Source organism: Bradyrhizobium sp. SZCCHNRI1029, from assembly GCF_032487555.1.
GTDB lineage: Bacteria > Pseudomonadota > Alphaproteobacteria > Rhizobiales > Xanthobacteraceae > Bradyrhizobium.
Genome location: NZ_JAUEUK010000015.1, coordinates 134,491 through 146,716 on the forward strand (window position 1 = coordinate 134,491; position 12,226 = coordinate 146,716).

10 protein-coding genes are annotated in these 12,226 nt (G+C 65.8%); 2 read left to right on the forward strand and 8 right to left on the reverse strand.

Annotated elements, in window-relative coordinates; all coding sequences use genetic code 11:
• Positions 1–162: 162 nt before the first annotated feature.
• Both paaK and paaI read right to left on the reverse strand, forming a co-directional pair.
• Positions 163–1,491: a phenylacetate--CoA ligase PaaK gene (gene paaK, locus QW861_RS31365; protein ID WP_316193921.1), complete on the reverse strand. Its 1,329-nt coding sequence runs from the start codon at positions 1,489–1,491 to the stop codon at positions 163–165.
• 43 nt (positions 1,492–1,534) lie between these two features.
• Positions 1,535–2,002 carry a hydroxyphenylacetyl-CoA thioesterase PaaI gene (gene paaI, locus QW861_RS31370; protein WP_410052344.1) on the reverse strand — a complete coding sequence of 156 codons (468 nt, stop codon included), beginning with the start codon at positions 2,000–2,002 and terminating at the stop codon, positions 1,535–1,537.
• Between the two features lie 214 nt (positions 2,003–2,216).
• Between paaI and QW861_RS31375 the strand changes: the two genes are divergently transcribed.
• The gene (locus QW861_RS31375) at positions 2,217–3,263 is read left to right on the forward strand and encodes a YeeE/YedE family protein (protein WP_316193931.1); all 1,047 of its coding nucleotides are present in this window, start codon (positions 2,217–2,219) and stop codon (positions 3,261–3,263) included.
• Positions 3,264–3,455: 192 nt separating this feature from the next.
• Here the strand turns inward: QW861_RS31375 and QW861_RS31380 are convergent, their stop codons facing one another.
• The 6 genes from QW861_RS31380 to QW861_RS31405 form a co-directional block, all read right to left on the reverse strand.
• The gene (locus QW861_RS31380; protein WP_316193923.1) at positions 3,456–4,673 is read right to left on the reverse strand and encodes a bifunctional alpha/beta hydrolase/OsmC family protein; all 1,218 of its coding nucleotides are present in this window, start codon (positions 4,671–4,673) and stop codon (positions 3,456–3,458) included.
• Positions 4,674–5,529: 856 nt separating this feature from the next.
• Positions 5,530–5,895: a hypothetical protein gene (locus QW861_RS31385; RefSeq protein ID WP_315754677.1), complete on the reverse strand. Its 366-nt coding sequence runs from the start codon at positions 5,893–5,895 to the stop codon at positions 5,530–5,532.
• Positions 5,896–6,088: 193 nt separating this feature from the next.
• Positions 6,089–6,751: a sulfite oxidase-like oxidoreductase gene (locus tag QW861_RS31390; RefSeq protein WP_315715778.1), complete on the reverse strand. Its 663-nt coding sequence runs from the start codon at positions 6,749–6,751 to the stop codon at positions 6,089–6,091.
• A 41-nt stretch (positions 6,752–6,792) separates the two neighbouring features.
• Positions 6,793–8,115 carry an MFS transporter gene (locus tag QW861_RS31395; protein WP_316193924.1) on the reverse strand — a complete coding sequence of 441 codons (1,323 nt, stop codon included), beginning with the start codon at positions 8,113–8,115 and terminating at the stop codon, positions 6,793–6,795.
• A gap of 225 nt (positions 8,116–8,340) precedes the next feature.
• Complete coding sequence (locus tag QW861_RS31400; RefSeq protein WP_316193925.1) at positions 8,341–9,765, reverse strand: amidase; 1,425 nt, start codon at positions 9,763–9,765, stop codon at positions 8,341–8,343.
• Between the two features lie 79 nt (positions 9,766–9,844).
• A complete protein-coding gene (locus QW861_RS31405; RefSeq protein ID WP_316193926.1) occupies positions 9,845–10,621 on the reverse strand; it encodes an SDR family oxidoreductase in 777 nt (258 codons plus the stop codon).
• Between the two features lie 158 nt (positions 10,622–10,779).
• Between QW861_RS31405 and QW861_RS31410 the strand changes: the two genes are divergently transcribed.
• A complete protein-coding gene (locus tag QW861_RS31410) occupies positions 10,780–11,853 on the forward strand; it encodes a tartrate dehydrogenase (RefSeq protein WP_315754669.1) in 1,074 nt (357 codons plus the stop codon).
• Positions 11,854–12,226: the final 373 nt, after the last annotated feature.

Consider the following 12,226-nt stretch of genomic DNA (forward strand, 5'->3'; position numbering starts at 1 on the left):
TGCGGGGAGAGGTCGGATCGCATCGTTAGATGCAATCCGGGTGAGGGGGACTCTCCGCGAGTTCGGTGCGTGGAGAGTCCCCCTCGCCCAACCCTCTCCCCGCAGGCGGGGCGAGGGAGCTCACTGTCATCGGCGCTCAATCTCGATTTCATCTCTGAACGGCTACCCCACCGGCCGCTTGTCCTTGATCCGTTTCGCTTTGCCGGCCGAGCGCTCCAGCGTGTCGGGTGGGACGACTTTCACCTTTGCCGTGAGGCCGATGGTGTTCTTGATGTGGATGGAGATGCGCTCGGCGTGCGCGCCGAGGCCGGTCTCGTCCCAATGCTCGGGGCGCGACTCCGCGTAGATGGTCAGCTCGTCCATGCGGCCCTCGCGCGTCAGCTCCAGCATGAAATGGCCGCCGCACCACTCGGTCGACAGCAGGATCTCCTCGATCTGTGACGGGAACAGGTTGACGCCGCGCAGGATGATCATGTCGTCGGAGCGGCCCGTGACCTTCTCCATCCGTCGCATTCCCGGCCGCGCGGTGCCCGGCAGCAGCCGCGTCAGATCGCGGGTGCGATAGCGGATGACGGGAAAGGCCTCCTTGGTCAACGAGGTGAACACCAGTTCGCCCATCTCGCCGTCGGGCAGCACCTTGCCGGTGTCGGGATCGACGATCTCCGGATAGAAATGATCCTCCCAGATGTGCAGCCCGTCCTTGGTCTCCAGGCATTCCTGCGCCACACCAGGGCCGATCACCTCGGACAGGCCGTAGATGTCGGTGGCGTCCATCGCGAACGCATCCTCGATCTCGGCGCGCATCGCATTGGTCCACGGCTCGGCGCCGAAGATGCCGATCCTGAGCGAGCTCTGCCGCGGATCGAGGCCCTGACGCTTGAACTCGTCGAGGATTGCCAGCATGTAGCTTGGCGTCACGGTGATGATGTCAGGGCGGAAATCATTGATCAGCTGCACCTGCCGCTCGGTCATGCCGCCGGAGATGGGCACCACCGTGCAGCCGAGCTGCTCGGCGCCGTAATGGACGCCGAGGCCGCCGGTGAACAGGCCATAGCCGTAGGCGTTGTGGATGATCATGCCGCTCCGGCCGCCGGCGGCGCGGATCGAGCGGGCCATCACGGCCGACCAGGTCGCGATGTCGTTCCTGGTATAGCCGACCACGATCGGCTTGCCGGTCGTGCCCGAGGAGGCGTGTACCCTTACCAGTTGCTCGCGCGGCACGGCGAACATGTTGAACGGGTAATTGTCGCGCAGGTCGGTCTTCACCGTGAACGGAAACTTGGCGAGGTCGGCGAGCTCGCGGAAGTCGGAGGGATGCACCCCCGCCTTGTCGAAGGCGCGGCGGTAATGGGCGACGTTGTCATAGGCGTGCTTCAGCGACCAGGCGAGCCGGCTCGTCTGCAGCGCCATGATCTCGTCGCGCGAGGCTTGCTCGGCTGCGTCCATCTCGGGAACGTAGCTGCCGGTCGATTGAAGCTTGGTCGATGTCATGGTCAGGTCCTCCGGCAGGGGCGCGGGGCGATAGGGAAGCGGATCAGCTCGCGGCGGCCGGGACCAGCGTGCCGCCGATGCTGCGGGAATGGCCGCGGAATTCGGCGATCACCGTGTCGCCTGCCGTAACGCGGACATCATAGATGCCTGAGCGCCCGCTGCGGGATACCTCGTGCGCGCGAGCAAGCAGAACGTCGCCGAGCTTGCCGGGGCGGATGAAGCTGATGCTGCCCTGTGCGGCCACGGTGCGGTCGTTGTGCGAGTTGCAGGCAAAGGCGAAGGCGGAATCGGCCAGCGTGAAGATGAAGCCGCCATGGGCGATGCCATGGCCGTTGACCATGTGCGGCTGCACCGTCATCTGCAGCGTGGCGCGTCCGGGGCCGATCTCGACGATGTGCATGCCGAGCCCCTGGCTGGCGCGATCATCCTGCCACATCGCGTCGGCGCAGGCGCGGGCGAGAGCGTCGGGGGAAAGTGTCGCCACGCCGCTCACCGTGCGGCCTCCATGCATGCGCAATGCGTCGGCCACCCCTGAGGATGCGCTTCTGAAATCACGGCGTTCTCTCCCGTCGATGCTTGTTGGAACAAGCATTCTCATCTAGTTAGGTGCGACATCGTGGCAAATATTCTGCGCGCGTCAAGCGAAAGCGCTGCCTGCGCAACGCGCGTGTTGTCCGCAACCGGAAGGAATCCTGAACGTGCCCGAAGCCGCCAATCTGGCCATGATGGCCGGTCTCATGATCGGCCTGGTCTATGGCGTGGTGGGGCTGCTCAGCGGCTTCTGCATGATGAGCAGCCTGCGCGGCTGGTGGGCCGACGGCGACCGCCGGCTGGTGCGAACTTACGCCCTGGCGATGGGCATCGCCATCATCGCCACGCAGCTGCTCGCGGCCAACGGGGCCGTCGATCTCGGCAAGTCGATCTATCTGCAGCCGACGTTCTCGGTGCCACTGATGCTCTTGGGCGGTGTTCTGTTCGGCTACGGCATGGTGCTCGCCAACGGTTGCGGTTCGCGCGCGCTGGTGCTGCTCGGCCGCGGCAATCTGCGCTCCTTCGTCGTCGTGACCGTGCTCGCGATCGCGGCGGAGATGACGTTGAAGGGCCTGATCGCGCCGCTGCGCATCGCGCTGATGCAGGGCTCGCAGACCACGGCGACCGCGACGTCGCTGCCGGCTGTGCTGTCGGTCGGTGGCCTGCATGGTGCAGCGGCGCGGCTGCTGCCGGCGCTCGGGCTCGGCGGCGCGCTGATCGTCTTCGCCCTTGCGCATGCGCCATTCCGGCGCGCGCACGGCCAGATGCTCGCCGGCCTCGTCGTCGGCCTGCTGATCGCGGCCGGCTGGTTCGCGACCGGCACTCTCGGCGCGGACGATTTCAACCCCGTGCCGGTCGCGTCCCTGACCTTCGTCGCGCCGATCGCCGATGCCCTGCAATACATCATGCTGTCGACCGGCTCGACCGCCAATTTCGGCATCGCCACCGTGGCCGGGGTGCTCGCCGGCAGCCTCGTCACCGCGGTGGCGACGCGGCGCTTCAGGCTCGAAGGCTTCCACTCTCCGCATCACATGCTGCGTTCGGTTGGCGGCGCCGCGCTGATGGGCATCGGCGGCGTGATGGCGCTGGGCTGCTCGGTCGGGCAGGGCCTGACGGGGCTGTCGACCCTGGCGCTGCCGTCCTTCGTCGCCATCGCGGGAATCTTCATCGGCACGGCGGCCGGCCTGCGTGGAGCGTTGCGCGTCAGGCCGCTGAAGATCGAGCCGCAGGCCGCGCGTTAGTCTCATTGTGTCACGACCACCGTCATTCCGGGGCAATCGTCGATGCGAAGTCGCGAAGCGGCTGCGCGTCGGCGATTGAACCCGGAATATCGACATTGCCGGAAATGGACGCAAGACAATCTCGGGATTCCGGGTTCAAGGCCTCACGGCCTTGCCCCGGAATGACGGTGGTTGTGACTCAGTCGAATGAGCTCACTCCGTCGCGCGCGTGACGATACGGATCTCCGACGTCAGCGTCCGGTGCACCGGGCATTTGTCGGCGATCTCCATCAGCTTCCTGCGCTGCTCCTGATCGAGCGCGCCGTCCAGGTGGATCTCGCGGTCGAGCTGATCGATCAGCCCGACCTTGGTCTCGCACTCCGCGCAGTCCTCCGCATGGATCTTGCTGTGGCGCAAGGTGACCGTGATGCGGTCGAGCGGCAGGAATTTGCGGTCGGCATAGAGCCGCATCGTCATCGAGGTGCAGGCGCCGAGCGCCGCGAGCAGGAGGTCGTAGGGGCCCGGGCCGGTGTCCTGGCCGCCGACCGAGAGCGGCTCGTCCGCGGTGAGATGATGCGGGCCGAGCGCGATGGCCTGCTGCAGCTTGCTCGACCGGGTCTCGCGCACGACCACGTCGCGCGGACCATCTGCGGGCGCCGGCTCGGCGGCCGCGGGCGCGACGTAACGGCCGGCCCAGCTCGCGATCACCTCGGCGATGTAGGCTGCGTCCTCCTTCCTGCTGATGAGATGATCAGCGTGATCGAGCGAGATGAAGCTCTTCGGATGCCTGGCGGCGATGAAGATCTTCGTCGCGTTGTCGATGCCGACGGTGTCGTCGACAGGCGAGTGCATCACCAGCAGCGCCTTGTGCAGATGCTTGACCCTGTCGAGCAGGCGCTGCTCGACGACGTCGTCGAGGAACGAGCTGCTGATGCGGAACGGACGGCCCGCGAGCGAGACCTCGGCCGAGCCGTCGCGGCGGATCGCCTCGAGGCTGTCCTTGAATAGCGCGGTGACGTGGCCCGGGTCGGAGGGCGCCGCGATCGTCACCACGGCTTTCGCATCGGGAATGTCGCCGGCGGCGGCCAGCACGGCGGCTCCGCCGAGGCTGTGGCCGATCAGGATCGCCGGCGCCTGTCGGGTCTCGCGCAGATGATTGGCGGCGCGGACGAGGTCGGCGACGTTGGAGGAGAACGTCGTATTGGCGAAGTCGCCTTCGCTGGAGCCCAGGCCGGTGAAGTCGAACCGCAGCACGGCGATGCCATGCGCCGTCAGCGCCATGGCGATGCGCCGCGCCGCATGCGTGTCCTTGCCGCAGGAGAAGCAATGCGCGAACAGCGCATAGGCCCGCGGCGCGCCATCAGGCAGATCGAGCGCCGCGGAGAGCTTGTCGCCGCCTGCGCCTTCAAACTGGAAACGTTCGGTCGGCATGATGTGGTCTCCATCCGTTGCGTCTTCACCGCCGTGCGAGGCGATGACACGGCATCGTTCCCCGTTGTCATACAACAGATCTGGCCATACGCGCAGACATGGTGGCATACCCTCGCGGCCTGCACGGCCCGAGCTCTGCGGATCTTCCACCCTCTTGAAACAAGAGGGCGCAGGGAAGGTCGGGAGCCTGCCGCCCCCATGGCCCGCCTGCGGAAAAAATGCAGGCGGCAGAACCACAGGTACGGCTGAGGACATCCCGGCCTTCCCTGCGCAATGGTTGGAACGGCTTATACGTGCTCTCTCCGGGGAACGGCTTTCTTGCCCCCGTCATCGCGATGCGCGTCATCCGCACCACGACTTGACGCCAGCACCGCGGCGCCGAGACCACACGATTTCACCGTGCGCACCGGATCGTTCGTCCGCACGGAAGACCATGCTGCGACCCGTCGCGCCCACCGCATCCCGCGCTCCACGTCCGTGACGATCGCGATACGCCCCTCTGCAACGAGGCGGGATGGCGAGGAGTAAATCACGATTTTCAGAAATTAGCAAGAGGGAGATTATTTGGGGGGCGAGGCTGGACGTGGGACCACATGATTGACGCCAACACCTTCCGGTCAGACCGAGGGCTGTCGCATTTGACGAACGGAGTTTTGTGCCGCCTGTCTCCAGGTCGTCATGGCCGGGCTTGTCCCGGCCATCCACGCCGTTCGGCATGCTGGGAACGACGTGGATGCCCGGGACGAGCCCGGGCATGACGGAGTAACTGGTGTGATGGTTCGTTACGACGTAGGTCAATATGCGATTGGACTGCGGTCGGCCCGGACCAGCGATCGATCTCACGACCAGGCGCCGATCAGTCTCGCGGAGGCAGGAGCTCGATCTCCTGTTCGCCATGCCGGATCGCGGTCGGCAGGTCCTGCGAGACGAGATCGGTAATCCATCGGACGAGCGCCGGCAGCGCTTCGTCCTTCGCTTGCCGGCGGAGTGGGGGTAAATCCCGCTCGTGCGCGGTGCCGACCTTGATGTTGAGACGCTCGTAAGGAATGTCGCCGTCCGGCGGCCGATATCGTGCATCGAACAGACGCCTGCCGTGGCTGCGAACGAGGTGGATGCGAATGCCGCCGAGATCTCTTGCGGTCAGTGCGGCGAGGATGACGCTCGGCTTGAGAAGGTACCCATAGCCTTTGGGGATCTTGCCGGTTTCTGAGGTGAACTCCATGCTGCATCTCTGGCACGTTCGGATATCGCGGTGACCGCGCTTCGGGTCGGAAGCGATAGCATGCAGTCCGTAGGGTGGGCAAAGCGAAGCGTGCCCACCAATCTTTTCTCATCGGCGGGGCGATGGTGGGCACGACGCGTTCCGCGTCTTTGCCCGCCCTACGGCTCCGCGGGCGTGTCGATACGCGAGCCCGTCAGTCCGAATAGCGCTGCTCGGCCCATGGATCGCCGCGGTTGTGATAGCCTCGCACCTCCCAATAGCCGGGTCTGTCGGCCTCGAGAAACTCGATCGCCTTGAGCCATTTCGCGCTCTTCCAGAAATACAGATGCGGCACGACGACGCGCACGGGGCCGCCATGCTCTCCAGTCAACGGCGCGCCGGACCAGCTATGCGCGAGCAACGCATCCTCGGTCGCGAAGTCTTCGAGCGTCAGGTTCGTCGTGTAGCCGTCATAGGAATGCAGCACGACGAATTCAGCGCTGTCACGCGGCCGGCAGGCGGCGAGCAGGTCACGTGTGGCGAGCCCTTCCCATTGATTGTCGTAGCGCGACCAGGTCGTGACGCAGTGGATGTCGGAGACGAACTGGCGCTGCTCCTGGGCGAGGAAGGCGCGCATGTCCCAGAACAGCGGGTTCTCGACGGCGCCATAGACATCGAGTCGCCAGCGCTCTGATGTGACCGACGGTGTCAGGCCGAGGTCGAGCACCGGCCAGTCGCGGGTCAGATGCTGCCCCGGCGGCAGGCGCTGGTCCTCCGGCCTGATGATGCGGCCGGTCAGGAATTTGCCCTCGCGCGCCCAGCGTTCCTTGCTGCGGGTCAGCTTGCTCTCGGGCGGCAGGCTGGACTCGTCGGCCATCTCGACACCTCGTCAATTCGTGCGGGCTCTTTTGCGCGGGCTCATTCGTGCCGGTGCATCGCGGACGCATGCTTGGTATCGCGCATGCTCGCATAGATCAGCAGCGACAGGAAGATCACGCCGGTGAGATAATAATAGAACCACGTCTCGTGCCCTATGCTCTTGAAGTAGAGGGCGATCGCCGGCGCGGTGCCGCCGAACAGCGATACGGTGATCGCATAGGGCAGGCCGACACCGAGCGCGCGGACATTGGTCGGAAACAGCTCGGCCTTCACCACCGCATTGATCGAGGTGTAGCCCGCCGTGAAGATCCAGGCGCCGCAGATCAGCAGGAAGGCTGTGAACGGCTCCTTGGTGCCCTTCAGTACCGTCAGGATCGGGATCGTCGACAAGGTGCCGGCGACGCCGAAGAAGATCAGCAGCGGCTTGCGACCGATGCGGTCGGAGATCGCGCCATACAGCGGCTGCAGCACGCAGGCGAACAGCAGCGAGCCGAAGATCACCATCGTGGTCTGGTCCTCGGTGAGGCCGACCGAGAGCTTCACGAAGGTCTGCATGTAGGTGGTGAAGGTGTAGAACGCGGCGGTGCCGCCCGCGGTCAGGCCGACCACCAGCAGCAGCTCCTGCGGATATTTGAACAGGGCGGTGATCGAGCCGGAAGGGCCTACGGTCTTCTTGGCCTCCACGAAGGCTTCGGTCTCGTGCAGGTTCCGCCGCATCACCGCGACGAAGATTGCGAGGCCGGCACCGATCGCGAACGGAATGCGCCAGCCCCAGGCTCGCAATTCTTCCGGGGTCAGGAACACCTTCTGCAACAGCAAAAGCACGATGATCGCGGTGAGCTGCCCGCCGATCAGGGTGACATATTGGAAGCTCGAATAGAAGCCGCGATGCTTGGCGTCGGCGACCTCGGAGAGATAGGTGGCGCTGGCGCCATATTCGCCGCCGAGGCTGAGGCCTTCGATCACGCGGGCGAGCGCCAGGATGATCGGCGCGGCGATGCCGATGGTGGCATAGGTCGGTGTCACCGCGATGATCAGCGAGCCGAAGCACATGCAGAGCACCGAGACGGTCAGCGACAGCCGCCGGCCATGGTGATCGGCGAGATAGCCGAACAGCCAGCCGCCGAGCGGGCGCATCAGGAACGTCGCGGCGAACACGACGGCGGCGTTGAGCTGCTCGACCACCGGGTCCTTCGACGGAAAGAAGGCCGGCGCGAAGTACAGCGCGAACGCCGTATAGGCATAGAAATCGTACCACTCGACCAGGTTGCCGGCCGAGCCGATCAGGATCGCCTTGATGCGCCGCTCGACGTCGGTGAATGTGGTAGTGTCCGCGGCAGGCGGCAGCGCCTGGTCTGTCATATCCGGTCTCCGGCAAGCATGATTTGCGGCCCTTCTACGGCAGCCGCCCGGATTGCCAACAGCCGATAACGGACATGGGTCCCATGTTCAGAGCATGGAACTCGGCGGATGGCGGCCTTGAAAAAAAGCCCCGTTCGTCGGCCATCGCGCCACGAAAGCAAGTCCCGATCCTCATGGTGAGGCGCGCCGCAAGGCGCCTCTCGAACCATGAGGCCGCCGACCAAACTAGCCCTTCGGCGCGCGCGGATCGATCGGGGTCGAGCTGGCCACGCCAAGAACATCTTCCAGCAACTTGGCGCCGGCGAGCAGCTTGGCGTCGGCGCGCGGCGCCGCGATCATTTGCAGGCCGATCGGCAGGCCCGTTTCCGTGAAGCCGCAGGGCAGCGACAGGGCTGGGCAGCAGGCCAGCGTGATCGCATAGACGATGCCGAGCCATTGCACGTAGTTGTCGAACTTCTGCCCGGCGCATTCGGCGACGTAGCGGTTCTCGACCGGGAAGGGGGGCACGATGGTCGCCGGCGCCAGCAGCAGATCATACGTCTCGAAGAACTTCACCGCGCGCGCGGTGATCGCGACGCGCTGCGCCTCGGCGCGCGCGATCTGCGCGACCGTGAGCTTCAGCCCTTCCTCGATGTTCCAGATCACCTCGGGCTTGAGCAGGTCGCGCTTGGTGCGCAGCAGCTCCGCCTTGCTCATCGCGAAGTCGAGCGCGCGCAGCACGTGGAAGCATTCATGCGCCTCGCTGAAATCGGGATGCGCCTCCTCGACGATCACGCCGAGCTCGGCGAAGCGCTGCGCCGCCTTGCGGGTGACGGCAGCGACTTCGGGATCGACGGGCGTGATGCCGAGATCGGGCGAGTAGGCGACGCGGACCGGCTTCCTGCCGGAGCGCGCGGCGGCCAGGAACGACGTCGCAGGCGAGGGCAGCGAGATCGGATCCGCGGCGTGCTCGCCGCTCATCGCGTCCAAGAGCAGCGCGAGGTCCGCGACGTTGCGGGCCATCGGGCCCTGGACGGCGAGATTGCGGTCGATGGTCACCGCCGGCGTATTCGCGACGCGGCCGAAGCTCGGGCGCAGGCCGACGATGCCGCAGAAGCTGGCGGGGTTGCGCAGCGAGCCGCCCATGTCGGAGCCGTGTGCCAACCAGGCCATGCCGGTGGCGAGCGCCACCGCGGCGCCGCCGGAGGAGCCGGCTGCCGAGCGGGACGTGTCCCAGGGATTGCGCGTCGCGCCGAACACCTCGTTGAAGGTGTTGGCGCCGGCGCCGAACTCCGGCGTGTTCGACTTGGCGTAGATCACGCCGCCATTGGCTTCGAGATGCTCGACCACGAGATCGGAGCGTTCCGGAATCCGGTCCTTGAAGATCGGCGAGCCCTGGGTGGTGAGCACGCCGGCGACGTCGGTGAGGTCCTTGATCGGCACGGGCAGCCCGGCCAGCACGCCGCGCTCGGCAGCCGGTTTCTGCATCAGCGCCTTGGCGTGACCGCGCGCGCGGTCGAAGCACAGGGTCGGCAGCGCATTGACCTTGCCGTCGACGGCTGCGATGCGCGCTTCCAGCGCGTCGAGGCAATCCAGCGGCGTGACCTCGCCGGACTTCAACTTGTCGACGACGGCGCAGGCGCTCTCGCGGATCAATCCCTGGTCGGCCAAAGCTTAGTTCTCCTGATGGCAGGCGTCCCGGCGCTTCGCTGTAGATCACGTTTCGGCTGAGGTGGAAAGGTCGCGGCGATCAACCCCACCCTGCGCTGATGCCGCCATCGACGGTATAGATCACGCCGGAGGTGTAGCCGGCACGGTCCGAGGCCAGGAACGCCATCAGGTCGGCGATCTCGCTGACATGCGCGGGACGGCCGAGCGGCAGGCTTTTCTGGAACTCCGTGTAGCGGCTCTCGTCACCGAACAGATCGCGGGCCCGCGTCTTCAACAGGGTGACGTGACGATCGGTGCCGACCGGCCCGGGATTGATGCCGACGACGCGGATGTTGTCGGCGAGGCTCTTGGAGCCGAGCGCGCGGGTGAGGGCCATCAACGCTGCATTGCCGGCGCTGCCGCAGATGTAGTTGGCGTCGAACTTCTCGCCGGCCGCGCCGATGTCGTTGATGATCACGCCGCCGCCGCGCGCCTTCATCTGGGCATAGACCAGCCGGGTCAGGTTGATGAAGCCGAACACCTTGAGGTCCCAGGCATGCCGCCAGGCCGCCTCGTCGATCTTGTCGATCGCGCCGCCCGGAATATCGCCGGCATTGTTGACGAGAATGTCGATGTCGGACGCCTCCTGCGCCAGCCGCGCGACGTCTTCGGATTTCCGCAGGTCCACCACATGCGCGGCTGCATCGATCTGGTGCTTCGATCGGAGCTGCTCGACCAGGGCGGAAAGGCGATCGCCGCTGCGCGCAGCGAGCCGGACGTGGCAGCCTTCCTCGGCAAAGGCTTCGGCCGCCCCGGCGCCGATTCCCTTGGACGCGCCGGTGATGAGAACGCGCTTGCCGCGCAGATGAAGGTCCATGGAGGTGCTCGCTGAGGGGAGGGAGACCGGATTGTCGGGCGCGTCAGCCATGCGGTCAATCTTGCACCGCAGCGTTGCGCTGGGCCGTCGTTTGGTCCATTCAGGCGTCGACGATTTCAGCCGGGACAGTCCGGCAGCACCATCTGAGGATCCGCTCGATGAGCAAGAAGCCCTATCGCATCGCAGTCATTCCCGGCGACGGCATCGGCAAGGAGGTCATGCCCGAGGGCATCCGCGTGATCGAGGCCGCCGCCAAGAAGCATGGCGTCGCCGTGCAGTTCGACCATTTCGACTTCTCGAGCTACGACTACTACGAGAAGCACGGCCAGATGATGCCGGACGATTGGAAGGCGCAGATCGGCGGCCATGACGCGATCTATTTCGGCGCCGTCGGCTGGCCGGCCAAGATCGCGGACCACGTCTCGCTGTGGGGCTCGCTGATCAAGTTCCGCCGCGAGTTCGATCAGTACGTGAATCTCAGGCCCGTGCGGCTGATGCCCGGCGTGCCGTCGCCGCTGGCGGGCCGCAAGCCCGGCGATATCGATTTCTGGGTGGTGCGCGAGAACACCGAGGGCGAGTATTCCTCGGTCGGCGGCCGCATGTTTCCGGACACCGACCGCGAGTTCGTGACGCAGCAGACGGTGATGACCCGCACCGGCGTCGACCGCATCCTGAAGTTCGCCTTCGAGCTGGCACAGTCCAGGCCGAAGAAGCATCTGACCTCGGCGACCAAGTCCAACGGCATCTCGATCACGATGCCGTATTGGGACGAGCGCGTCGAGGCGATGGCGAAGAACTATCCGGGCGTGAAGTGGGACAAGTACCACATCGACATCCTCACCGCGAACTTCGTGCTGCACCCGGACTGGTTCGACGTCGTCGTCGGCTCCAACCTGTTCGGCGACATCCTGTCCGATCTCGGCCCGGCCTGCACCGGCACCATCGGCATCGCGCCGTCGGGCAACATCAATCCGGAGCGCCATTTCCCGTCGGTGTTCGAGCCGGTGCACGGCTCCGCGCCCGATATCGCGGGGCAGGGGATCGCCAACCCGATCGGCATGATCTGGTCGGGCGCGATGATGCTGGAGCACCTCGGCGAGAAGACCGCGGCGCAGTCGATCGTCGGCGCGATCGAGCGTACGCTCGCCGAGCGCACCTTGCGCACGCGCGATCTCGGCGGCAATGCCGACACGGTGGCGTGCGGCAAGGCGGTCGCGGAGATGGTGGACTAGGAACGCTGTTTGTTGTCGCCCCCGGCGAACGCCGGGTTGCATAGCCACGGTTCTTAGGGCGGGTTAGCGGAGCGTAACCCGCCTTACTCATCGTTGCTGGACGACGGCGGATTACGCTGCGCTAATCCGCCCTACGCGATTGCCACCGTCCGCTCTCGATCAATCACGCGGTATGATCCCGGCATTCGCCGGGACGACAGTGGTAGTTTAGGCGACAGCTCGACCAACAACCTCACTGCGAGGAGCGCAGCGACGAAGCAATCAGGGTCGCCGCGGGACTCTGGATTGCTTCGCTGCTGTTCAGCCCGGAGACATAGCTTACACCTGTTCGGGGACATAGTTGACAGTTTTGGGGTCGCGCAGATCAATCGCT

Bases quoted from the DNA above. Each gene is read 5' to 3' on its own strand.
- paaK (WP_316193921.1), bottom strand. From the start codon at position 1,491: ATGACATCGACCAAGCTTCAATCGACCGGCAGCTACGTTCCCGAGATG.
- paaI (WP_410052344.1), bottom strand. From the start codon at position 2,002: ATGCATGGAGGCCGCACGGTGAGCGGCGTGGCGACACTTTCCCCCGAC.
- QW861_RS31375 (WP_316193931.1), top strand. From the start codon at position 2,217: ATGGCCGGTCTCATGATCGGCCTGGTCTATGGCGTGGTGGGGCTGCTC.
- QW861_RS31380 (WP_316193923.1), bottom strand. From the start codon at position 4,673: ATGCCGACCGAACGTTTCCAGTTTGAAGGCGCAGGCGGCGACAAGCTC.
- QW861_RS31385 (WP_315754677.1), bottom strand. From the start codon at position 5,895: ATGGAGTTCACCTCAGAAACCGGCAAGATCCCCAAAGGCTATGGGTAC.
- QW861_RS31390 (WP_315715778.1), bottom strand. From the start codon at position 6,751: ATGGCCGACGAGTCCAGCCTGCCGCCCGAGAGCAAGCTGACCCGCAGC.
- QW861_RS31395 (WP_316193924.1), bottom strand. From the start codon at position 8,115: ATGACAGACCAGGCGCTGCCGCCTGCCGCGGACACTACCACATTCACC.
- QW861_RS31405 (WP_316193926.1), bottom strand. From the start codon at position 10,621: ATGGACCTTCATCTGCGCGGCAAGCGCGTTCTCATCACCGGCGCGTCC.
- QW861_RS31410 (WP_315754669.1), top strand. From the start codon at position 10,780: ATGAGCAAGAAGCCCTATCGCATCGCAGTCATTCCCGGCGACGGCATC.